This window comes from Acidovorax sp. Root275 (assembly GCF_001428965.1).
In the GTDB taxonomy this organism is placed as follows: Bacteria; Pseudomonadota; Gammaproteobacteria; order Burkholderiales; family Burkholderiaceae_C; genus Acidovorax; species Acidovorax radicis.
In genome coordinates this window covers 75,136-96,726 of sequence record NZ_LMJH01000001.1, presented here as the reverse complement: position 1 = coordinate 96,726, position 21,591 = coordinate 75,136, and the positions used below count along the sequence as shown (strand labels likewise).

At 65.5% G+C, this 21,591-nt stretch carries 18 protein-coding genes; 5 read left to right on the top strand and 13 right to left on the bottom strand.

Annotation, left to right across the window (positions count from 1 at the left end; translation table 11 throughout):
• Nucleotides 1-11 precede the first annotated feature (11 nt).
• Nucleotides 12-1,022: a cytochrome d ubiquinol oxidase subunit II gene (locus ASE52_RS00430; protein ID WP_057222959.1), complete on the top strand. Its 1,011-nt coding sequence runs from the start codon at nt 12-14 to the stop codon at nt 1,020-1,022.
• 116 nt (nt 1,023-1,138) lie between these two features.
• Here ASE52_RS00430 and ASE52_RS00425 read toward each other — a convergent pair whose 3' ends face one another.
• The 8 genes from ASE52_RS00425 to ASE52_RS00390 all read right to left on the bottom strand — a co-directional run bounded on the left by ASE52_RS00425 (nt 1,139) and on the right by ASE52_RS00390 (nt 10,524).
• On the bottom strand, nt 1,139-2,272 hold the full coding sequence (locus tag ASE52_RS00425; RefSeq protein WP_057222957.1) for an ABC transporter substrate-binding protein: 1,134 nt from the start codon (nt 2,270-2,272) through the stop codon (nt 1,139-1,141).
• 213 nt (nt 2,273-2,485) lie between these two features.
• Nucleotides 2,486-3,439, bottom strand: coding sequence for a nitronate monooxygenase family protein (locus ASE52_RS00420; RefSeq protein WP_010460107.1), 954 nt, complete (start codon nt 3,437-3,439; stop codon nt 2,486-2,488).
• A gap of 145 nt (nt 3,440-3,584) precedes the next feature.
• The gene (locus ASE52_RS00415) at nt 3,585-5,375 is read right to left on the bottom strand and encodes an acyl-CoA dehydrogenase (RefSeq protein ID WP_057222956.1); all 1,791 of its coding nucleotides are present in this window, start codon (nt 5,373-5,375) and stop codon (nt 3,585-3,587) included.
• A gap of 70 nt (nt 5,376-5,445) precedes the next feature.
• Nucleotides 5,446-6,378, bottom strand: coding sequence for an FAD-binding protein (locus ASE52_RS00410; RefSeq protein WP_010460103.1), 933 nt, complete (start codon nt 6,376-6,378; stop codon nt 5,446-5,448).
• Nucleotides 6,379-7,128 (bottom strand): electron transfer flavoprotein subunit beta/FixA family protein, encoded by a 750-nt coding sequence (locus ASE52_RS00405; protein ID WP_010460101.1) that lies wholly within the window; start codon nt 7,126-7,128, stop codon nt 6,379-6,381.
• A 220-nt stretch (nt 7,129-7,348) separates the two neighbouring features.
• Nucleotides 7,349-8,683: a mechanosensitive ion channel domain-containing protein gene (locus tag ASE52_RS00400; protein WP_057222953.1), complete on the bottom strand. Its 1,335-nt coding sequence runs from the start codon at nt 8,681-8,683 to the stop codon at nt 7,349-7,351.
• Nucleotides 8,684-8,688: 5 nt separating this feature from the next.
• Complete coding sequence (locus tag ASE52_RS00395; RefSeq protein WP_057222952.1) at nt 8,689-9,480, bottom strand: enoyl-CoA hydratase; 792 nt, start codon at nt 9,478-9,480, stop codon at nt 8,689-8,691.
• 138 nt (nt 9,481-9,618) lie between these two features.
• Nucleotides 9,619-10,524, bottom strand: coding sequence for a histone deacetylase family protein (locus tag ASE52_RS00390; RefSeq protein WP_057222950.1), 906 nt, complete (start codon nt 10,522-10,524; stop codon nt 9,619-9,621).
• 101 nt (nt 10,525-10,625) lie between these two features.
• Here ASE52_RS00390 and ASE52_RS00385 point away from each other — a divergent pair, with 101 nt between their 5' ends.
• The 4 genes from ASE52_RS00385 to mltB all read left to right on the top strand — a co-directional run bounded on the left by ASE52_RS00385 (nt 10,626) and on the right by mltB (nt 15,946).
• Nucleotides 10,626-11,546: a MoxR family ATPase gene (locus ASE52_RS00385; RefSeq protein WP_010460095.1), complete on the top strand. Its 921-nt coding sequence runs from the start codon at nt 10,626-10,628 to the stop codon at nt 11,544-11,546.
• A gap of 3 nt (nt 11,547-11,549) precedes the next feature.
• On the top strand, nt 11,550-12,593 hold the full coding sequence (locus ASE52_RS00380) for a DUF58 domain-containing protein (protein WP_057222948.1): 1,044 nt from the start codon (nt 11,550-11,552) through the stop codon (nt 12,591-12,593).
• A gap of 112 nt (nt 12,594-12,705) precedes the next feature.
• Entirely contained in the window at nt 12,706-14,733 is a 2,028-nt protein-coding gene (locus ASE52_RS00375; protein ID WP_057222947.1) for a DUF3488 and transglutaminase-like domain-containing protein, read from the top strand.
• 133 nt (nt 14,734-14,866) lie between these two features.
• On the top strand, nt 14,867-15,946 hold the full coding sequence (gene mltB, locus ASE52_RS00370) for a lytic murein transglycosylase B (RefSeq protein ID WP_057222946.1): 1,080 nt from the start codon (nt 14,867-14,869) through the stop codon (nt 15,944-15,946).
• Here the strand turns inward: mltB and ASE52_RS00365 are convergent.
• The 5 genes from ASE52_RS00365 to ASE52_RS00340 all read right to left on the bottom strand — a co-directional run bounded on the left by ASE52_RS00365 (nt 15,886) and on the right by ASE52_RS00340 (nt 21,583).
• Nucleotides 15,886-16,977, bottom strand: a complete 1,092-nt coding sequence (locus ASE52_RS00365) for an LLM class flavin-dependent oxidoreductase (RefSeq protein WP_082606716.1) — start codon at nt 16,975-16,977, stop codon at nt 15,886-15,888. The two genes, mltB and ASE52_RS00365, sit on opposite strands and share 61 nt — an antisense overlap.
• Before the next feature lie 2 nt (nt 16,978-16,979).
• Nucleotides 16,980-17,924 carry an ABC transporter substrate-binding protein gene (locus tag ASE52_RS00360; RefSeq protein WP_140426106.1) on the bottom strand — a complete coding sequence of 315 codons (945 nt, stop codon included), beginning with the start codon at nt 17,922-17,924 and terminating at the stop codon, nt 16,980-16,982.
• A gap of 24 nt (nt 17,925-17,948) precedes the next feature.
• A complete protein-coding gene (locus tag ASE52_RS00355; protein WP_057222944.1) occupies nt 17,949-18,884 on the bottom strand; it encodes an ABC transporter substrate-binding protein in 936 nt (311 codons plus the stop codon).
• Nucleotides 18,885-19,047: 163 nt separating this feature from the next.
• On the bottom strand, nt 19,048-20,922 hold the full coding sequence (locus ASE52_RS26385) for an amino acid ABC transporter permease/ATP-binding protein (protein ID WP_082606715.1): 1,875 nt from the start codon (nt 20,920-20,922) through the stop codon (nt 19,048-19,050).
• Nucleotides 20,923-20,998: 76 nt separating this feature from the next.
• Nucleotides 20,999-21,583 carry a GNAT family N-acetyltransferase gene (locus tag ASE52_RS00340; protein WP_057222943.1) on the bottom strand — a complete coding sequence of 195 codons (585 nt, stop codon included), beginning with the start codon at nt 21,581-21,583 and terminating at the stop codon, nt 20,999-21,001.
• Nucleotides 21,584-21,591 lie beyond the last annotated feature (8 nt).

Sequence of the window (21,591 nt, the reverse complement as noted above, 5' to 3'; positions counted from 1 at the left end):
GGAAGGTCCCCATGGATGCACTGAACTGGGCCACCGCCCTGCCCCTGATCTTCATGGCCGTGATGGGCCTGGCCCTGCTGGCCTATGTGATCCTCGACGGCTACGACCTGGGCGTGGGTATCCTGCTGCCTTTCGCCAGCGACACCGAGAAGGACGTGATGGTGTCCAGCATCGGCCCCTTCTGGGACGCCAACGAGACCTGGCTGGTGCTGGGCGTGGGCGTGCTGCTGATCTGTTTCCCGACAGCGCACGGCGTGGTGCTGTCGGCGCTGTACCTGCCCGTGGCGGTCATGCTGGTGGGCCTGATACTGCGCGGTGTGGCGTTCGACTTTCGCGTGAAAGCCCGCGACACGCACAAGACCACCTGGAACCGCCTGTTTGCGGCAGGCTCGCTGGCGACCACTCTGGCCCAGGGTTGGATGCTGGGGGCGTACATCACCGGTTTTCAGAATGACACCTGGGGCCTGCTGTTTTCAGCTGGCATTGCCATCACCCTGCCTGCGGCCTATGCCATGCTCGGCGCGGGCTGGCTCCTCATGAAGACCGATGGCGATCTGCAGCGCAAGGCTGTCCGGTGGGGACAGGGGGCACTGTGGCCCATGGGGTTTGCGCTCATGGGCATCTCACTGGCCACACCGCTGGTCAGCCCTACCGTGTTCGCCAAGTGGTTTGTGCTGCCCGAGCTGTTTGCGCTGCTACCCATCCCGCTGGCCTGCGTGGCGGCCTTCTTTGCCATCCGCCACGTACTGGGCACACCACGGGTAGTACAGGCGGGCTACGGCTGGATCGTGTTCGGGGCCACCGTATTGATCTTTGTGCTGGCGTTCCTGGGCCTAGCCTACAGCATCTATCCCTACATTGTGATCGACCGCCTGACCGTTTGGCAAGCCGCCAGCGCCACCGAATCGCTGGTGGTGATCGGCATCGGCATGGCCATCACGCTGCCCGCGATCATTCTCTACACCATCTTCATGTACCGGGTGTTCTGGGGCAAGGCGCGGGAGCTGACATATGGGTTGTGAGCGGCGCGCAATCTGGCTGACACGGTGCCACATCCCGCTTCAGCCTGTGTGACGAGCGCTGCCCGGAGGGTTGGAACGAAATCCCTTGCGAGATCGTGAACAGGCGCCAAGGGGGCTCAATATCTCAAGCTACCTTCGGCATCCACGATCGCCAGCTCCACATAGGTGGAGCCGTTGTGGCTCTTGGGCGAGTATTTGACGTTAAAGCGCCCAAAGGATATTTCACCGGCATCTTCCATCGTCTTGATAAAGGACTCCGTGGTCAGGTTGCGCCCGGTGCGGCGCAATCCCTCCACCAGCAGCCGGGCATGCACGAATCCCTCGAACTGCGAGGCCGAAGGCTGGGCGCTTGGTGACTTGGCGCGCAGAAGGGCCAGGTATTCGGCCACCACAGGCACCGTGGTGCTGCGCAGCGACGGCATGATCTGCGCCAGGATGATGCCGCGCGCCTTGTCCTTGAGTTCGCGGTGGATCACGTCCATGCTGGCCACGGAAAATCCGTAGTACGCAGGCCGCGCCGCTGTCGATTGCACAGCCTTGATGTAGCTGGTGAACGTGGTTCCTGCGGTCGCCACGATCACTGCCTGGGGCTGGGCAGCTTCGGTGGCCCGGGCCGCGGCGGCAAAGTCGGGCTGCTTGGGGTCTACCTTGATTTCTGCCACGAAGGCCAGTTTTTCCTCGTCGGAGGCTTTCTTGAGCTCTGCCAGCAAGGTCTTGCCCAGCCCGTCATCCTGGTAGAACACGGCCACGCGGCTCATGCCCTGCTGGCGCAGCTGCGAGACGATTTTTCCTGCCTCGCTCGCATAACCTGCACGCACGTGAAAGACATAGGGGTTGAGGGTTTCGCGAAACACCGAGGCCCCGGTGACCGGACCAAACAGCAACGTGCGGTGCTCCTTGATCAGCGGCAGGATGGCCGCCGTCTGCGCCGTGCCGGTGCTGTTGTAGATCATGAAAACCTTGTCGGCTTCCACCAGCTGGCGCGTGTTCTCCACCGCTTTTTGTGGGTCGAAGCCATCGTCGAGTGTGGTGTAGCGGATCATGCGGCCATGCACGCCGCCCTGAGCGTTCACCGCGTCGAACATGAGCCGCGAACCTTCGCCGTATTGGGCAGTCTGGGGCCCCAGCGGGCCCGACAGCACAGCCGATGCTCCGAGACGGATTTCATCGGCAGTCACGCCCTCGTTGCGGGCCTGCACCAGCCCACTGGCGCCAAGGGCCAACAACAGCACCAAAAACGGACGAAACATCACAGGCCCCCAGCTTTCAAAAAGTTGCCCAGCGCCCCACCGATCGGCACAGCCCGGAGTGGATTTCTGGTTATAAACCATCATCATCATCCGCAACCAAACCGTCTATTGGGGGTTTGCCCTGTCGCGCTCAGCCTACAAATGGCTTCGCCCGCAACACGCACATGAAGGTGCGATGCGGGCGATGAGGGGGGAAACGCAACGAGCCGTGGGTCAGAGCTTCAGCCGTGCCCGGGCCGCCTCGTATTCGGTGCGCAACTTGGCGACCAGCTCGGCCGTGCTGGTGACGGCATTGACGGCGCCAATGCCCTGGCCGCAGCCCCAGATGTCCTTCCAGGCTTTCTTGGCGTCGCCGCCAAAATTCATCTTGCTCGGGTCCGATTCGGGCAGGTTGTCGGGGTCCATGCCAGCCGCGCGGATCGATGGGGCCAGGTAGTTGCCGTGCACGCCGGTGAACAGGTTGCTGTAGACGATATCGTCCGAGCTGCCCGCAACGATGGCCTGCTTGTAATCATCGCTGGCACGCGCTTCGTGTGTGGCGATGAAGGCCGAGCCGATGTAGCCAAAATCTGCGCCCATGGCCTGTGCCGCCAGCACCGCATCACCGCTGGCGATGGAGCCACTGAGCGCGATGGGGCCGTCGAACCACTGGCGGATCTCCTGGATCAGCGCGAACGGGCTCTTTACGCCCGCATGGCCACCGGCACCGGCGGCCACGGCGATCAGGCCGTCGGCGCCCTTCTCGATGGCCTTGTGGGCGAACTTGTTGTTGATGATGTCGTGCAGCACCACGCCGCCCCAGGCATGCACGGCCTGGTTCACGTCCTCGCGCGCGCCCAGGCTGGTGATGATGATCGGCACCTTGTACTTGGCGCAGACCTGCATGTCGTGCTCGAGGCGGTCATTGCTCTTGTGCACGATCTGGTTGATGGCGAAGGGCGCGGCGGGCTTGTCCGGATTCGCCTTGTTGTAGGCGGCCAGCGTCTCGGTGATCTCGGCCAGCCATTCGTCGAGCAACTCGGCTGGGCGGGCATTGAGCGCGGGCATGGAACCCACCACGCCGGCCTTGCACTGCTCGATCACGAGCTTGGGGTTGCTGATGATGAACAGCGGCGACCCGATGACGGGGAGCGAGAGGTTCTGCAAAACGGGAGGCAGTTTGGACATGGCAACAACTTCCAGGAACAGGTTTTTGATTGAAATAAGCCTCTAGCGCTTATTCAAAAAGCGCAAGTAGCTATAATTTTTATAGCAAAAGCCTGTACCCTGTACAGGCCTTGCCTCACTCCTCAACGGCTGGCGGCTGCGGCCCTCAGAACGCTTCCAGCGCCAGCTCGGTCACACTGGCGGCCCCTTCCACAATGCTGTCGCGCAGACCGGGGGCCTTCACCAGGATGTGGTCGGCATAAAACTGGGCCGTGGTGATTTTTGCGCGCATGAAGGCTGCGTCCTGTCCCTTTTGCAACAGTTCCTGCGCCACCAGCAGGCTGCGCGCCAGTTGCCAGCCCGCGACCACATTGCCTGCCAGCATCAGGTAAGGCACGCTGCCCGCGAACACGGCGTTGGGCTGGGCTTTGGTGCCACCGGCCACAAAGTCGATCACGTCGAGCAGCGCCTTGCGTGCGGCAGTCAGGCGCTTGGCCACGGCCAGGGCGGCTGGGGTGCCGCTGGCCAGCAGTTCGCTTTCAGTCTTCTCGATCTGCGCGGCAATGCCCTTGGCCACCTGGCCGCCATCGCGTGCCGTCTTGCGGCCCACCAGGTCGTTGGCCTGGATGGCGGTGGTGCCTTCGTAGATGGTCAAGATCTTGGCATCGCGGTAGTACTGCGCGGCGCCGGTTTCTTCAATGAAGCCCATGCCGCCGTGCACCTGCACGCCCAGGCTGGTCACTTCCAGGCTGGTCTCGGTGCTGTAGCCCTTGACCAGCGGCACCATGAATTCATAGAACGCCTGGTTCTGCTTGCGCGTGTCGGCATCCGGGTGGTGGTGCGCGGCGTCGAACGCGGCAGCTGCCACGGTGGCCATGGCGCGGCAGCCTTCCACCGTGGCGCGCATGGTCATGAGCATGCGCTTCACATCGGGGTGGTGAATGATGGCAGCGCTGGCGGCAATGGAGCCGTCCACCGGGCGGCTCTGCACGCGGTCCTTGGCGTACTGCACGGCCTTCTGGTAGGCGCGCTCGGAGATCGCGATGCCCTGCATGCCCACGGCGTAGCGCGCGGCGTTCATCATGATGAACATGTATTCGAGGCCGCGGTTTTCCTCGCCGACCAGATAGCCCACCGCACCGCCGTGGTCGCCGAACTGCAGCACCGCCGTCGGCGATGCCTTGATGCCCAGCTTGTGCTCGATGCTCACGCAGTGCGCGTCGTTGCGCGCGCCCAGCGTGCCGTCCTGGTTGACCATGAACTTGGGCACCACGAACAGGCTGATGCCCTTCACGCCTTCAGGCGCGCCCGCCACACGGGCCAGCACCAGGTGGACGATGTTCTCGGCCATGTCGTGTTCACCGTAGGTGATGAAGATCTTGGTGCCGAAGATTTTGTAGCTGCCGTCGGCCAGGGGCTCGGCGCGTGTGCGCACCAGGGCCAGGTCCGAGCCCGCCTGGGGCTCGGTCAGGTTCATGGTGCCGGTCCATTCGCCGGTGACCAGCTTCTCCAGGTAAGTGGCCTTGAGCTCATCGCTACCGGCCGTGAGCAGCGCCTCGATGGCGCCGTCGGTCAACAGCGGGCACAGCGCGAAGCTCATGTTGGCGCTGTTTGTCATCTCGATGCAGGCCGCGCCGATGGTCTTGGGCAAGCCTTGGCCGCCAAAGTCGGCCGGGTGCTGCAACCCCTGCCAACCGCCTTCGCCGTACTGGCGGAAGGCTTCCTTGAAGCCGGGGGTGGTGGTGACGACACCGTCTTTCCAGCTCGATGGGTTCTTGTCACCCTCGAAGTTGAGCGGAGACAGCACCCCTTCATTGAACTTGGCGCACTCTTCCAGCACGGCGGCAGCCGTGTCCAGCCCTGCGTCTTCAAAGCCGGGGATTTGGGCGATCTGTTCAATGTTGGCCAGGTGCTCGATGGCGAACAGCATGTCCTTGAGGGGTGCGGTGTAACTCATGGATGTCTCCGGGAAATTTCGTCAAAAAAAAGGCATCGCAAGCGATGCCTTTGTATGCACAGGGGCGTTCTTACAGGGCCTTGACCAGCTCTGGCACGGCCGTGAACAGGTCGGCTTCCAGGCCATAGTCGGCCACGCTGAAGATCGGGGCTTCGGGATCCTTGTTGATCGCCACGATCACCTTGGAGTCCTTCATGCCGGCCAAATGCTGGATCGCGCCCGAGATACCCGCTGCGATGTACAGCTGGGGCGCCACGATCTTGCCGGTCTGGCCCACTTGCCAGTCGTTGGGGGCGTAGCCGGCGTCCACTGCTGCGCGGCTGGCGCCCAGGGCGGCACCCAGCTTGTCGGCCAGCGGAGTCATGATTTCGTCGAACTTTTCCTTGCTGCCCAGCGCCCGGCCCCCAGAGACGATGATCTTGGCGGCGGTCAGTTCGGGGCGGTCGCTCTTGGCGATTTCGCTGCCCACGAAGGTGCTCTTGCCTGCATCAGCGGTAGCGGCAGCGGTTTCGACGGCGGCAGAGCCACCGGTGGCGGCTGCGGCGTCAAAGCCGGTGGTGCGCACGGTGATGATCTTCACGCTGTCCGCGCTTTGCACGGTGGCGATGGCATTGCCAGCGTAGATGGGGCGCTCGAAGGTGTCGGCAGCAATCACCTTGGTGATGTCGCTGATCTGGGCCACGTCGAGCTTGGCCGCCACGCGGGGGGCGATGTTCTTGCCGCTGGCCGTGGCAGGAAAGAGGATGTGGCTGTAGCTGGAAGCAATGGCCAGCACTTGTGCCGCCACGTTTTCGGCCAGGCCGTGTTCGAGGCCAGGCGCGTCTGCATGGATGACCTTGGCAACGCCAGCGATCTGGCCCGCGGCGGCTGCGGCAGCGCCCGCGTTGTGGCCGGCCACCAGCACATGCACGTCGCCACCACAGGCCACGGCAGCCGTCACGGTGTTGAGGGTTGCGCCCTTGATGGAGGCGTTGTCGTGTTCAGCAATAACGAGTACCGACATTTAGATCACCTTCGCTTCGTTCTTGAGTTTCTCGACCAGGGCGGCCACGTCGGCCACCTTGACGCCCGCGCCGCGCTTGGCGGGCTCGGTGACTTTGAGGGTCTTGAGGCGGGGAGCCACATCCACACCGAGGTCTTCGGGCTTGAAGGTGTCCAGCTGCTTCTTCTTGGCCTTCATGATGTTGGGCAAGGTGACGTAGCGGGGCTCGTTCAAGCGCAAGTCGGTGGTAATGACCGCAGGCAGGGTCAAGGCCAGGGTTTCCAGGCCGCCGTCCACTTCGCGGGTCACGTTGACCTTGTCGGCCGACAGTTCCACCTTGTTGGCAAACGTGGCCTGGGGCAGGTCGGCCAGGGCCGCCAGCATCTGGCCAGTCTGGTTGGCGTCGTCATCAATGGCTTGCTTGCCCAGGATCACAAGGCCGGGCTGCTCCTTGTCCACCAAGGCCTTCAGGATCTTGGCCACGGCGAGAGGCTGCAACTCGACGTCGGTTTCCACCAGGATGGCGCGGTCGGCGCCAATGGCCATGGCGGTGCGCAGGGTTTCCTGGCACTGGGCCACGCCACACGAGACAGCGATGACTTCGGTCACCAGGCCTTTTTCTTTCAGGCGCACGGCCTCTTCGACGGCGATTTCGTCAAAGGGGTTCATGCTCATCTTCACGTTGGCGATGTCCACACCCGTGTTGTCCGACTTGACTCGGACTTTCACGTTGTAGTCCACCACGCGCTTGACAGGGACCAAGACCTTCATTGCTGCGGCTCCTAGAGTTGGTTGAATTGACGTTTACGTAAACTAGAACATTCTATGCCGCACTGCAACGAAAGCGCTACGGGGCCAGGACACAGACCACACAATCGAAAAAACGAACGATCGTGCTTTTTGTGGATTATAGGCGAGTGAGCACCGCATCTGTCTAGAGTTTGCTGTCGCCTGGGGCACCCGGCGGGAGCATGGCAAGGGGCGATACGGCTTACTCTGTGCCGGATGCCGCCCGGCCCAAAGCCGCGCCCTGCATCGAGGCGGGAAGCGGCCCTTCGACCTGCACATGCATGACCCGCTGCGGGTACGGGATATCGATCTTGTGGGTGCGCAGCGCACTCAGGATGGCACGGTTGATCTCCGAACGCAGGCCCAGCGAGCCGTTCTCGGGATCGGCAATCCAGAAACCCACGGTGAACTCCAGCCCGTCGGCACCAAACGCCGACAAGGCCACACTGGGGGCCGGATCGCGCAGCACGCGGCTGCTGGCAAGGGCTGCCTCACCCAGCAGGCGGATGACCAGGTCCACATCACTTTCATAGCCCACGCTCACCACGGTGGACAGCCACACCCGGGGGTCTGCCAGCGACAGGTTCTCCACCCGCTGGATGATCAGCATCTCGTTGGGCACGATGGACTCGCGCCCCGTGGACGAGCGCACCACGGTGTAGCGCGCGTTGATGTCGGTGATGCGCCCCTCGAAGTTGTCCACCCGCACGTTGTCGCCAATGCGCATGCTGCGCTCGGCCAGAATCACAAAGCCGCTCACGTAGTTGGACGCCAGCTTCTGCAGGCCAAAGCCAATGCCCACGCCCACGGCACCACCCAGCACCGACAGCGCGGTCAGGTCAATGCCCACAGCCGACAGGGCCATGATAAGCCCGACAAAAATCAGCAGCGCCCGCACGGCATTGCTCACCGCCTTGCGCAGTGAAAGCTCGGCCCCGGTGGCAGAGCGCAGCAGGCGCGACTCGATGGCTGCAGAAATCCACAGCGCGATCAGCAACACGGCAGCAGCCGTCAGTGCCCCTTCGATCATGGTGCGCACCGACAGGGTGGCACCCCCTACCTTCCAGTGGATCTGGTCCAGCTCATCGAGCACCAGCGGCAACAACCCCGTGACCCAAAGCACCATGCCCAGCCAGGCCAGCCAGGAGATAGAGCGCTCGATGGGCCGCACCCAGGCAGCCTCCGGGTATGCCACCTGCAACACCTTCACCCCGATGCGGATGACCACCAGGGACACCAGCACCGGCACGGCAACCTTGAACACGGCCAGCGGAATCCATTGCAGCAGCACGGTTCGCGCCACATAGGCGAGGCTCAGCAGCGCGAGTGGAAACAGTGCGCCATCGACAATCCGCGCGCCGAACAGGATGGAGCGCGGGTCACCCCGGTGCAGTCCACGCTGCAGCAGCGACACCAGCAACCAGGCCAGCCCCAGGCAGGCGGCCAGGGCGGCCAATTCCACCAGCACCGTGGGCCGAAGGAACGCTTCGGCCCAGCGGCCCACATCTTCGAGCATGGAAATTTCTGTCGTCGCCATGGCTCTCAGCGCTTCCAGGTGGGCTGGCGCTTTTCGGCGAAGGCACGCGCGCCTTCCTGCGCGGCGTCGTCCATCATGTTGGTGGCCATGGCCTGGCCTGCCAACTGGTAGGCCGCGTCCATGCCCAGCTCACGCTGCTGGTACACCAGCGCCTTGCCCATGGCCACGGCCACACGGGGCTTTTGCAGGATGGACTCCACCAGCTTTTCGACCTCGGCATCCAGCGCGTCGGCGGGCACCACACGGTTCACCAGGCCCTGCGCCAGCGCGGTGGGCGCATCGATGAAATCGCCGGTGAGCAACATTTCCATAGCCCGCTTGGCGGGCACATTGCGCACGAGCGGCACGCTCGGCGTTGCGCAGAACAGGCCGTAGTGGATGCCACTGGTGGCAAAACTCGCGCTGTCGGCCGCCACGGCCAGGTCGCACTGCGCCACCAGCTGGCAGCCCGCCGCCGTCGCCATGCCTTGCACGCGCGCGATCACGGGCACGGGCAACTTGTGGATGGTCAGCATCATGCGGCTGCATTGCGCAAACAGCTTTTGGTAGTACGCCAGCTCCGGGTTCGCCGCCATGTCCTTGAGGTTGTGCCCCGCACAGAAGGCCTTGCCCGCTGCGGCCAGCACCACCACGCGCACAGATTCGTCGCGGCCCGTGTCGTCCAGCGCCTGTTGCAAGGCTGTCAGCATTTCAGAGCCCAACGCATTGAAGCGTGCAGGGTCGTTCAAAGTGAGGGTGACCACACCGCGCGTATCACGGGTGATCAGCAGCAGCTCGTCAGAATTTGGAATCGTCATGTTGTTTCTCCTGCACAGCAATGCGAGGGGCGTTTGAAACAGGCGCGCATGAGGCCAGTGCCACCGTGGAGCTGGCTCCGCTAGGCCACGGGTGGCGTCCCCTTCAGGGGGAAGACGCCGCAGGCGGCTCAGGGGGAGTCAAAGATCAGCCAGGACCCGCAAATGCGCCTCCACACTGCGTGCCAGCGGTCCCATCACATAGCCGCCCTCCAAGCACGACACGATGCGGCCTTGGGAATAGCGGCGCGCCACATCCTTCACGCGCTGGGTGATCCAGGCATAGTCCTGCTCGGTCAGGCCCAGCTGGCCCATGTCGTCCTCGCGGTGGCCATCAAAGCCCGCACTCACAAAAATCATCTCGGGCTTGAAGGCCTCCAGCCGGGGCATCCACATCATCTCGATGATTTCGCGGATGTCCATGCCCCGTGTGTAGGCAGGCACGGGCACGTTGACCATGTTGGGCGCGGGATCGTGGTCGCCGCTGTAGGGGTAGAACGGGTGCTGGAAGATGCTGACCATCAGCGCCCGCGGGTCGTTGGCCAGGATGTCCTCGGTGCCATTGCCGTGGTGCACATCAAAGTCCACCACCGCCACGCGCTGCAGGTTGTAGCGCTGCAGCGCGTACTTGGCCGCCACGGCGACGTTGTTGAAGAAGCAGAACCCCATGGCCTTGTCGCGGCAGGCATGGTGGCCGGGGGGGCGCACCGAGCAGAACGCGTTTTCCACCTCGCCCGCCATCACCGCGTCGGTGGCGGCCAGCGCTGCCCCGGCGGCGCGCAGCGACGCCTTCCAGGTGTGGGCATTGATGGAGGTGTCGGTGTCGATCTGCGCGTAATTGGGGCCACCGGCCATCAGCTCTTCATTGAGCCGGTCGGACATGCCGCGCAGTGCCGCGATGTGCATGCGGCCGTGGGCCAATTCAATATCGGCCAGCGAGGCCTCGGGGGCGTCATAGCGCTCCAAGGCATCGCCCACTCCGGTGATCAGCAAGCGGTCTTCAATCGCATCCAGCCGTTCGGGGCATTCGGGGTGACCCGGGCCCATCTCGTGCTTCCAACAATCCCGATGGGTGAAATAGCCCGTCTTGCTCACAGTCTTGTCCCCGCGTGTCGCATTTTTCTCGGTTTTTCGGATAACGTCGTGCCATGAACGCACAGCACAAAATCAAATCACTTCTGGATCAGCTTAACACGGTGATCGTGGGCAAACAGGCCCAGGTCCAGGACTGCGTGGCCTGCCTGCTGGCGGGTGGGCACCTGCTGATCGAAGACGTGCCGGGGGTGGGCAAGACCACCCTGGCCCATGCCCTTTCGCGCACGTTTGGCCTGCAGTTCTCGCGCGTGCAGTTCACCGCCGACCTGATGCCCAGCGACCTGACCGGCGTATCGGTGTACGAACGCGGCAAGGAGGCCTTCGTGTTCCACCCCGGCCCGGTGTTCGCCCAGGTGTTGCTGGCCGATGAAATCAACCGCGCCAGCCCCAAGACGCAGAGTGCGCTGCTGGAAGCCATGGAAGAAAAACAGGTATCGGTGGAAGGCGAAACACGCGCCCTGCCCCACCCGTTCTTCGTGATTGCCACCCAGAACCCCCACGACCAGCTGGGCACCTTTGCGCTGCCCGAATCGCAGCTGGACCGTTTTTTGATGCGCATCTCCATCGGCTACCCCGACCGCGCGGCCGAACGCGTGCTGCTGGCGGGCGCCGACCGGCGGGACATGGTGGACACCATGCTGCCCTTGTTGTCCGACGAGGAGCTGGCCGAGTTGCAGCGCCAGGTGCAGGCCATCCACACGGCCGACCCGCTGCTCAACTATGTGCAGGACCTGATTGCCGCCACGCGCTCGGGCCGGTGGTTTTTGCAGGGCCTGTCGCCCCGCGCGGGCATTGCGCTGGTGCGTGCGGCCAAGGCGCAGGCCCTCATCAGCGGGCGCGACTATGTGGCCCCCGACGACGTGCAGGCCGTGCTGCCCCAGACCATCGCCCACCGCCTGGTGCCCGTGGGCGACGCCGGGCGCGGCGCGGTGGAGCAAGTCCGAGCGATGGTCGAAGCGGTGCCCTTGCCCTGATCCATGGAATCCGCTGCCCCGCTCTCCCTGTCACCCACTGCCCGCTGGCGCAGCCTGGCTGCCCGGCTGAATCCCTTTGCGCCACTGCGCCGCCGCTTCCAGCGCTGGTGGCAGGCGCGGTTGCCGCTGAGCGACACGCTCGCGCTCACCCAGCGCAATGTCTACATCCTGCCCACAGGCTCGGGCTGGATGCTGGCATTGACGCTCATCGTCTTGCTGGTTGCATCCATCAACTACCAGCTCAACCTGGGCTACCTGCTGACCTTTTTGCTGGCGGGCAGCGCCGTGGTGGGCATGCACATCTGCCACGCCAACCTGCGTGGCCTCACGCTGCATCTGAAGTCCCCCGAGCCGCACTTCATGGGCACCAGCACGGCGTTTGACATCCAGCTGTCCAGCGAACGCAAGACCCCGCGGTACGGCATTGCGCTGTCGGTGCACGGCACGGGCAAGGAGGCGCACCACTGGGCCTGGACCGACGTGCCTGCGCAGGGGCAGTCCAATGTGCAGGTGGCCTTCAAACCACCGCGCCGGGGCCTGCACCGCGTGCCCACATTGACCGCCGAGACGCGCTTTCCGCTCGGAACTTTCCGCGTCTGGACCTACTGGCGCCCCGCCGCCCAGGTGCTGGTCTACCCTGCGCCCGAGACCCCCGCACCGTCCCTGCCTCCTGGCGAACCCCGCGCGGGCGGCACGGGCAACGCGCAATCCCAGGGCATTGGCGAATTCGACGGCGTGCGCGCCTACCGCCGGGGTGATCCGCTCAAGCTGGTGGTCTGGAAGAAGGCCGCCAAATCGCTGGGCACCGGCACGGACGACCTGGTGAGCCGCGACGCCCAGCAGGCCCAGCGGCACGAGCTGTGGCTGGACCTCGCCCGCGCGGCGCTGCCCGACCATGAAGCCCGCATCTCGCGCCTGACCGCCTGGGTGCTGCAGGCCGACCGGCTGGGGCTGGACTATGGCCTGCGCCTGCCGGGTGTGGAGATCGCCCCGGACACGGGGGCCGCACACCGAAGAAATTGCCTGGAAGCGCTGGCACTGTGCTGATCCTCTCGTCAAAATTCGCATCAAATTGGCACCTAGCGTTTACCAGCAATGCGTCAATAGCTATATTTTCAATAGCACACCAATCCCCACCAGCCGGGCGTGAACCTTTGCCATGAACCTGCGCCAGACCCTTGTTTCCCTGCCGCGCGACGCCCGCGACACGCTCTTTCTGCTGTTCGTGATCGTGTGGGTCATCGCGCCGCAGATGTCCAACCTGCCGGTGTGGACCAGCCTGCTGGCCAGCGGCCTGCTGCTGTGGCGCGGCTGGCTGGCCTGGGTGGGGCGCCCACTGCCCAGCCGCTGGACCGTGGCCGCCCTGCTGATGGTGGCGGTAGCGGGCACGCTGTTCACGCACCGCACCATCCTCGGGCGTGATGCGGGCGTTACCCTGGTCGTCATGCTGCTCGCGCTCAAGATGCTGGAGCTGCGCGCGCGCCGCGACGCGATGGTGGTGTTTTTCCTGGGCTTCTTCACGATGCTCAGCAATTTCTTCTTCTCGCAGTCGCTGCTGACCGCCGCCGCCATGCTGGTGGCGCTGCTGGGCCTGCTCATGGCGCTGGTCAATGCCCACATGCCAGTGGGGCGCCCGCCCCTGGCGCAGACCTTCCGCATGGCGGGCACCATGGCGCTGCTGGGGGCGCCCATCATGGTGGCGCTGTTCATGCTGTTTCCACGCATGTCGCCGCTGTGGGGCATGCCTGGCGAAAACCTCACCGGGCGCAGCGGCCTGTCGGGCACGATGAAGATCGGCGAGATGGCCGAGATCGCGCTCGATGAGCGCGTGGCCATCCGCCTGCGCTTCGAGGGGGCGCCCACCGACGTGCCCCCGCAGTCCACGCTGTACTTTCGCGGCCCCGTCATGACGGCATTCGATGGCCGTCAATGGCAGGCCGAGCCGTTTCGGGAAGACAGCGCCTGGGCCGCGCGCGCAGCCCTGCCCGCCAACCTGCAGGTGAGCGGCCCGGCCGTGCGCTACGAAGTGACGCTCGAACCCCAGCGACAACCCTGGCTGATGGTGCTGGAGGCGACGCCCGAGGCGCCACAGCTGCCCAATCAAATGCAGGCCTACATGACCCAGGACCTGCAGTGGATGACCACACGCCCCATCACCGATGTACTGCGCTACCAGGCCGTGAGCTACCCCGAGTACCGCCATGGTCCCCAGCAGTCCGTGCGCCAGTTGCGCGTGTACACCGAGCTGCCGCCCGGCTTCAACCCCCGCACCCTGGCGCTGGCCGCGCAGATGCGTGCCGACCCCGCACTGGCCAATGCCAGCACCGGCACGCTCGTCAATGCGGTGCTGGAGCGCCTGCGCACGGGCGGCTACAACTACTCCCTGGATCCCGGCGTTTTTGGCGAACACACCGCCGACGAATTCTGGTTTGACCGCAAGGAGGGCTTCTGCGAGCACATTGCCTCGGCCTTCGTGGTGCTGATGCGCGCCATGGATGTGCCCGCACGCATCGTCACGGGCTACCAGGGGGGTGAGCGCAACCCGGTGGATGGCTATTGGACCGTGCGCAATGCCGATGCCCATGCCTGGGCCGAAGTCTGGATGGAAGAGCGCGGCTGGGTGCGCGTGGACCCTACAGGCGCCGTCTCGCCGGGGCGCGTGGGCCAGTTCCAGCGCCTGCGTGCACCCCAAGGCGCGTTCGCCAGCGCCCTGGGCACCCTCAGCCCCGGCATGGTGCAGAACCTGCGGGCCGTGTGGGAAGCCGTCAACAATGGCTGGAACCAGTGGGTGCTCAATTACACCCAGAGCCGCCAGATGGACCTGCTCAAAGCGCTGGGGTTTGAATCTCCCAGCTGGCAGGACCTCACCACCGTGCTGGGCACCCTGGTCATCGCGGCTGCACTGGGCGGCATGGGCTGGAGCCTGTGGGAGCGCAGCCAGCACGACCCCTGGCTGCGGCTGCTGGCCCGCACGCGCCAACGCCTGGCGCGCGCCGGGCTGCCACTGCCAGAAACCCTGCCCCCACGCGCAATGGCAGAACGGGTGCGTGCACAATTCGGGGCGCCGGCCGCTGAAGTGGCAGACTGGCTGCTGCGGCTGGAGCGACTGCGCTACGCCCCCCACCCCGACTCCGAACTGGGTGCCCTGCGGCGCGAGTTCCGCACCTTGCCCTGGCCAAAGAGATGAATCATCCCCCTGGGCGGCTTCGCCGGGAAGGGGGACGCCGCTGGCGCGGCGGGGCTGCCCTTGCGCGGCGGCCCTGGCCTGGGTCGCGCCGGTTTCGAGGCGCAGGGACACAACAAAGTAACGAACACCCGAAATGACGAAGACAGCTCCATGGACCACGGTTGCTATATTTTTAATAGCATTTTGCACAATACCAGTAAGCGCAAGCCCCCAAAAACCCTCTAAAACCGCCACCACAAAGCAAAAACCAGCGGTGCTCTACGCATCGCGCACCGAGGCGCTGCAGTTTGCCGACGATCTGGCCGCACGCCGCGACCTGGACCGCGAGTGGGTGCGCCAGGCCATTGGACAGGCGCACTTCCTGCCACAGGTCCCACGGCTCATGCTGCCGCCGCCCAAAGGCACCGCCAAGAACTGGCGGGTGTACCGCAGCCGCTTCATCGACCCCATCCGCATCCGCGCCGGCCAGCGGTTCTGGCAGGAGAACCAGGCGACGCTGGAGCGGGCCGAGCGCGAGTACGGCGTGCCCGCCGAGATCATCGTCGGCATCATCGGTGTAGAGACCATCTACGGGCAGCAGATGGGCACCTTCCGTGTGATGGACGCGCTGGCCACGCTGGCGTTTGATTTCCCGTCAGCCCATCCGCGCGCCAAAGAGCGCACCGAATTTTTCCGCCGCGAGCTGGAGCAGTTCCTGAGCCTCACCAACCGCAGCAACACCGACCCGTTCGAGCCCCGCGGCAGCTACGCCGGTGCCATGGGCCTGGGGCAGTTCATGCCGTCGAGCTGGGTGCGCTATGCCATCGACTTCGATGGCGACGGCCGCGTGGACCTGTTCAAGAGCCCGGCCGACGCCATCGGCTCGGTGGCCAACTACTTTCGCGGCCACGGCTGGACGCCGGGCATGCCCACGCACTTCGGCGTGCAGTTCGACACCGCGCGCCTGCAGCTCGATGAGCTGATGACACCTGACATCCTGCCCACCTTCAGCGTGGCCAGCATGCAGGCCAAGGGCGCCGTGCTGGACGCCGCGGGCGTGCAGCACACAGGCCCTCTGGCGTTGATCGAACTGCAAAACGGCGGCGATGCCGCCAGCTACGTGGCAGGCACCGAGAACTTCTACGCCATCACGCGCTACAACTGGTCGAGCTACTACGCGATGGCCGTGATCGAGCTGGGCCGCGAAGTGTCCGCCGCGCGCGCCGGGCAGTGACCACCGGGGGCCCCGGGCTCCGCAGCAGCCGGTGACCAGCCGAGTTCCGGTGCGATGTACCGCGCGGTGTCGCTCAGGATCTGCGCATAGTCTTCGACGCTGAAGTCGTACGGCAGCTCCAGCCGCAGTTCCTGCACGCTCGGCACGATGGGGTCCTGGCGCAGGCTCTCCAGGATTTCGTCGGAGGTGCCCACCAGGTCGCGCGCGAACAGCGTGCGGCGATCGCCCTGTGGCCTCAGCGTGCGCGGCACCCTGAGTGCCGCCCAGGCGCGGTAGCGTGCACGGGTGGCGGCGTCGGCACTGTCCAGCGGCACGATGACCCGCCCCAGCGCCACGCGCGGGGCATGGGGCGCCGACCAGCTCGCGTGGAACAGGTCCAGCTGGCTGCGCTGCGCCGCAAAGAAGTCGTCGGTCTGCTCGCCCCGGTTGAGGTTGCCGATCAGCAAGTGGTAGCCCTGCGCGCCCGCCCACTGCGCCGACTTGAGGGAGCCGCCGCCGTACCACAGGCGCTCCACCAGCCCCGCAGCATGGGGCTGCACGCGTGGGCGCTGGCGGCCTGCGGGTGACTCCACGAAGAAATCGTCATCACCAAGAAAATCGCCCCACAGGTTGCTGCGCAGGCGCTCCACGCGCGCATGCGAGAAGTCGATGCCCTGCGCATCGCCATCGAACAGGTGCCCACCCAACAGCGGTCCATACGGCGGCGCGCCCGCACTCAGCCCCACCTGCAGCCGCCCGCGCGAAAGCACATCCACCGTCGCCAGGTCTTCCGCCAGCCGGAAAGGGTTCTCATACCCCATCTGGATCACCGCCGTGCCCAGCGCGATGCGGCGCGTGCGCTGCGTGGCGGCGGCCAGCAGCGTGGTGGCGGACGACACGGCCCGCTCCAGATGCCGCTGGCGCACCCACGCGCCCTGGTAGCCCAGGGCTTCCCCCTGCTCAAACAGGCGCAAGGTGTCTTCCAGGCCCTGGAAGGGGTTGTCCTCGGCATAGTTACCGGGCGTCAGAAATGCGAGGTGCGCAATGGCCATGGTCAGAACTTGGGCAGTCCAGGGGGGTTGGTCTCGGACTTGGGCAAGGCCTCTTCCAGCAAACTCCAGCGCTGCAGCGCCTGTGTGTACTTGCCGTTCTTGATGAGCCCGTTGGTGGCCAGCGTCAGCGCATCGGCCAGGCCCGATCCCTTGCGCGTGGTGATGGCCACGTCGGACTTGAGCGGCCAGCCGGCGTTCACCGTGCCCACGAGCTTGATCTTGCCGTCCTTGGCCGCGTGGTAGGCCTGCGGCGCGTTGGGGTTGAAGTTGGCGTCGGCCCGGCCCGAGACCACACCCAGCAGCCGCGCGGCGTCATCGTCGAAGTACACGGGCTCCACGGGCTTGAGGCCCGCAGCAACGTTTTGCTTGTTCCACTCCAGCAGGATGCGCTCCTGATTGGTGCCCGAGCCGGTGATGACCTTCAGCCCCGCAATGTCCTTGGGCTCCTTGATGGAGGTGATCTTGCTGTCGGCGCGCACGTAAAAGCCGTGCAGGCCCAGGCGGTAGGTGGAGAAGTCGTACTTCTCCTTGCGCTGCTCCGTCACGCCCACGTTGGAGATCACAGCGTCGTACTTGCCAGAGGAGAGGCCCAGCGGCCAGTCGGCCCAGGCAATCGGTAGCAATTCGAGTTTGAGTCCCAGCGCGTCGGCGATGAGCTGCGCGTAGTCGGGGTCGAAGCCCACCACGGTCTTGGCGTCGCTCGCGTAGGTGGCGATGGGCGGCGCGAAGGGGGCGATGGCCACGGTGAACACGCCGTCCTTCACGAACTTGAAGTTCTTCGGGATCGCCTGGACGGCAGCGGCGTCCTTCTCGGCGCGGACGCGGCCCTTCTGCTCGGGGCTGAAATCGAATGCGGCAGCAGCGCTGGCAACGGTCCATGCACAGGACAGAGCACACGCCGAGGCCAGGGCCACGAGGCTGCGGCGCGATAGGGAATGGAGAGTCATGGAAGGTCCTTGAACACTGCAGGCTTACTTCTTGGGCAGGCCGGGTGGGTTTGTGCGCGCGACCTGGATCGCCTCGGACTGCAGATTCCAGCGCTCCAGCGCCTTGGCGTAGTTGCCGTTCTTGATCTGCGCGTTCAGCGCCACCGTGATCGCGTCGGCAATGCCGGAGCCCTTGCGCGAGGTCACGGCGATCTCGGCCGCCTGGGGCCAGCCGCCCGAGAAGGTGCCCACCAACTTGGTCTTGCCGTCGCGCGCGTTGTGCGCAGCGATGCCGTTGGGGGCCAGGTAGGCGTCGGCACGCCCGGAGGCCAGCGCCAGGTACAGCACCACATCGTCGTCGTAGTACTGGATGTCCACCGGCTTGAGCCCTGCGGCAACGTTCTGCTGGTTCCAGCGCAGCAGGATCTGCTCCTGGTTGGTGCTTGCGCCGACCACTACTTTCAGGCCCGCCACGTCCTTGGGCTCCTTCACCGACGTGATCTTGCTGCCGGCCTTCACGTACACGCCCAGCTGGTCGTTGCGGTAGGTCGAGAAGTCGAACTTCTCCTTGCGCTCCTCGGTCACAGTGACGTTAGAGATCACCACATCGAACTTGCCGGACTGCAGGCCCAGCGGCCAGTCGGCCCAGGCCACCGACACCAACTCCAGCTTGCGCCCCAGGCTGTCGGCCACCAGCTGCGCGATGTCCGGCGCGTTGCCCACGGGCGTCTTGTTGTCGGTGGCGTAGGCGCCGAATGGCAGGCGGCCGGTGGTGGTGCCCACGGTGAGCACGCCGTCCTTGGCGAACTTGAAGTCCTTGCCGACGAGCTTGAGCGCCTCGTCCACCTTCTGCGAGCGGGGGCGCGTGGGTTGCTCGGGACTCAGGTCGATGGCTTGCGCAGCAGCATGGATAGGCGCCAGTGCGGCGATGGACGCAGCGGCCAGTGCCAAGGCTGCGAGGGTTCGGTTCACAAGGGTCATGGATCGGCTCCGGGGATGAAATGGATGGGTCAGGAAAACAGGCAAAGGAAGAAGCAAAAAATCGGACAGATCACAGCGGCGCCCATGCCGCAGCCCGGCCTGGGCTACAGGCCGGTTGGCCCAGACAGGCCGCTACGGTTGCGGATGTAAGGTGGCCGGCGGCTCAGAGCACCTTGGCCAGGAACTCCGCCGTGCGCGGGTGGTCAGGCTGGCCGAACACCTTGGCGGGTATACCGGTCTCCAGCACGCGGCCCTGCTCCATGAAGACCACCGTGTCGGCCACCTCGCGGGCAAAGCCGATCTCGTGCGTCACGATGATGAGCGTGGTGCCGGTGCGCGCCAGCTCCTTGATCACATCGAGCACCTCGCCCACCAGCTCGGGGTCGAGCGCAGAGGTGGGCTCGTCGAACAGCAGCACCTTGGGCTTGAGCGCCAGGGCCCGTGCAACGGCCACGCGCTGCTGCTGCCCGCCGGAGAGCTGCCGTGGATAGCTGTGTGCCTTGTCGGACAGGCCCACGCGCGCCAACAGCTCCAGCGCCAGGGCTTCGGCCTCGGCACGCGGCAGCTTGCGCACGGTGACCGGGGCTTCGACGATGTTCTCCAGCACTGTGAGGTGCGGGAACAGGTTGAAGTTCTGGAACACCATGCCCACGTCCACCCGGCGTTGGAGGATGTCCTTTTCGCTCAGCTCGTACAGGGTGTCGGCGTCCTGGCGGTAGCCGATCAGCTCGCCATCGATAGCGATAAAGCCATCGTCCACGCGCTCCAGGTGGTTGATGGTGCGCAGCAAGGTCGACTTGCCCGAGCCCGACTGCCCCAGGATCACCGTGACGCTGCCGGGTGGCACCGTCAAAGTGACGTCCTTGAGCACGCGCAGGGCGCCGTAGCTCTTGGACACGCCGTGAATGGTGACTTCACCACCGCGGTTGCGCTCGCCCGTCCAGCGCGGCACGGTGGCGACGCCGGGCGTGGGCGCTGCTGCCGGTGCGGTCACCGCTGTATCACCTTGCACGGCCACACGCCGCGCAGGCCACAGGCGCTGCGCAATGCCGCTGAAGATCGACGGCGGCAGGCTGCGCAGCGCGCCCTTGGAGAAATGGCGCTCGATGTAGTGCTGCAGCAGCGACAGCACCGTCAGGATCACCAGGTACCACACGGTGGCCACCATGAGCAGCGGGATCACCTCCAGGTTGCGGCGGTAGATGATCTGGATGGTGTAGAACAGCTCGGGCAGGGCCAGGATGTACACATTGGACGTGCCTTTGGCCAGCCCGATGATGTCGTTGAAGCCCGCGGGCAGGATGGACCGCATGGCCTGCGGCAGCACGATGCGAAACGCCTGGCGGCGGCGCGGCAGACCCAGGGCGGCAGCGGCTTCCAGCTGCCCCTGGTCCACCGACAAAATGCCGCCACGCACGATCTCCGACGCAAAGGCTGCCTGGTTCAGCGTGAGGCCGATCAGCGCCGCCACGAAGGGGCTGATGAGCTGCGTGGTGGGGTACGAGAAGAACGTCCAGCCGGTGAAAGGCACGCCCAGGCTCACGGTCTCGTACAGGTAGCCCAGGTTGTTGATGATGAGCAGCAGCACGATGACCGGGATGGACCGGAAGATCCAGATGAAGGTCCACGACAGCCCCGCCAGCAGCGGCGAGCGCGACACGCGGGCCAGCGCCAGCGCCGTGCCCAACGTGAAGCCGAACAGCGCCCCCAGTGCGGTGAGCAGCAGCGTGCGGCCCAGGCCCACCAGCACGGGTTCCGAGAAGAAATACTCGCCGAAGATGCTCCAGCCCCAGCGCGGGTTGGTGAACACCGAGTACAGCACCAGCCCGATGACTACGGCGGCAAACACCGTGCCGGCCGCCCGTGCCCGGTAGCGCGCGGGCACGACTTTGTAGTGTGAATAGTCGCCCTTCGCCGGTGCAGGCGATGGGGTGGCGGCCGGCGCGCTGGGCGCATGGCTGCTAGCCACAGGCGGCGCGGCATGGCCGGAGCCTAGCGGCAGACCGGCAGCGGCGTCCAGGGTGGTGGAGGTGGACATGGTGGTGAGGTCTCGCAGGCTGTCGGGGTTCGTGGAAAAAAGCGGGGGCAGGCGGGGCCGGTGTCCGTGGCGGCTTTCAGGCCGCTTGCGCCACGACCGCGGCGCGCCCCGCGCCCAGGGCGTGCGGTGTGGTGGGCGCCGTCAACGTGGCGGTGGACTCCAGGCCGTCCACGGCGCGCAGAGTCTTCTCGAACGGCAGATGGCGGTACGTCTCGTGCGGCAGCGTGGTGTCGAACAGCGCCGTGTACCCGTGGCCCAGATACAGCCCGACGGCCTCGGGCTGGCGAAAGCCGGTGGTGAGGTACAGCCGCGCATAGCCCTGGCGCAGCGCCTGCGCTTCGAGCTCCAGCAACACCCTGGCGGCGAGGCCCTGGCGGCGGTGGGCCGAGTGCGTCCACACGCGCTTGAGCTCCGCCGTGTGCGCGTCGCTGTGGCGCTTGAAGGCGCCGCCGCCAATGGCCTGCCCGCCGCGCAGCAGCAGTACAAAGCTGCCGCCGTGCTCCGGCGTGAACAGCTCGGGCGGGTACTTCTCCATCTCGCGCTGCCCGCCTTCGCGGTCGTAGAACTCGCCGTAGCGCGACTGGTACTCGTGCGACAGCTCGTCGATAAGCGGTCGGGCCAGGGGATCGGCAGGCGAGGTGTAGATGAAGCTGTCACTCATGGGGAGGG

Excerpts from the sequence above, each read along its gene's own strand:
- ASE52_RS00430 (WP_057222959.1), top strand. The coding sequence starts at position 12 with ATGGATGCACTGAACTGGGCCACCGCCCTGCCCCTGATCTTCATGGCC.
- ASE52_RS00425 (WP_057222957.1), bottom strand. The coding sequence starts at position 2,272 with ATGTTTCGTCCGTTTTTGGTGCTGTTGTTGGCCCTTGGCGCCAGTGGG.
- ASE52_RS00420 (WP_010460107.1), bottom strand. The coding sequence starts at position 3,439 with ATGTCCAAACTGCCTCCCGTTTTGCAGAACCTCTCGCTCCCCGTCATC.
- ASE52_RS00415 (WP_057222956.1), bottom strand. The coding sequence starts at position 5,375 with ATGAGTTACACCGCACCCCTCAAGGACATGCTGTTCGCCATCGAGCAC.
- ASE52_RS00410 (WP_010460103.1), bottom strand. The coding sequence starts at position 6,378 with ATGTCGGTACTCGTTATTGCTGAACACGACAACGCCTCCATCAAGGGC.
- ASE52_RS00405 (WP_010460101.1), bottom strand. The coding sequence starts at position 7,128 with ATGAAGGTCTTGGTCCCTGTCAAGCGCGTGGTGGACTACAACGTGAAA.
- ASE52_RS00400 (WP_057222953.1), bottom strand. The coding sequence starts at position 8,683 with ATGGCGACGACAGAAATTTCCATGCTCGAAGATGTGGGCCGCTGGGCC.
- ASE52_RS00395 (WP_057222952.1), bottom strand. The coding sequence starts at position 9,480 with ATGACGATTCCAAATTCTGACGAGCTGCTGCTGATCACCCGTGATACG.
- ASE52_RS00390 (WP_057222950.1), bottom strand. The coding sequence starts at position 10,524 with ATGGGCCCGGGTCACCCCGAATGCCCCGAACGGCTGGATGCGATTGAA.
- ASE52_RS00385 (WP_010460095.1), top strand. The coding sequence starts at position 10,626 with ATGAACGCACAGCACAAAATCAAATCACTTCTGGATCAGCTTAACACG.
- ASE52_RS00380 (WP_057222948.1), top strand. The coding sequence starts at position 11,550 with ATGGAATCCGCTGCCCCGCTCTCCCTGTCACCCACTGCCCGCTGGCGC.
- ASE52_RS00375 (WP_057222947.1), top strand. The coding sequence starts at position 12,706 with ATGAACCTGCGCCAGACCCTTGTTTCCCTGCCGCGCGACGCCCGCGAC.
- mltB (WP_057222946.1), top strand. The coding sequence starts at position 14,867 with ATGACGAAGACAGCTCCATGGACCACGGTTGCTATATTTTTAATAGCA.
- ASE52_RS00365 (WP_082606716.1), bottom strand. The coding sequence starts at position 16,977 with ATGGCCATTGCGCACCTCGCATTTCTGACGCCCGGTAACTATGCCGAG.
- ASE52_RS00360 (WP_140426106.1), bottom strand. The coding sequence starts at position 17,924 with ATGACTCTCCATTCCCTATCGCGCCGCAGCCTCGTGGCCCTGGCCTCG.
- ASE52_RS00355 (WP_057222944.1), bottom strand. The coding sequence starts at position 18,884 with ATGACCCTTGTGAACCGAACCCTCGCAGCCTTGGCACTGGCCGCTGCG.
- ASE52_RS26385 (WP_082606715.1), bottom strand. The coding sequence starts at position 20,922 with ATGTCCACCTCCACCACCCTGGACGCCGCTGCCGGTCTGCCGCTAGGC.
- ASE52_RS00340 (WP_057222943.1), bottom strand. The coding sequence starts at position 21,583 with ATGAGTGACAGCTTCATCTACACCTCGCCTGCCGATCCCCTGGCCCGA.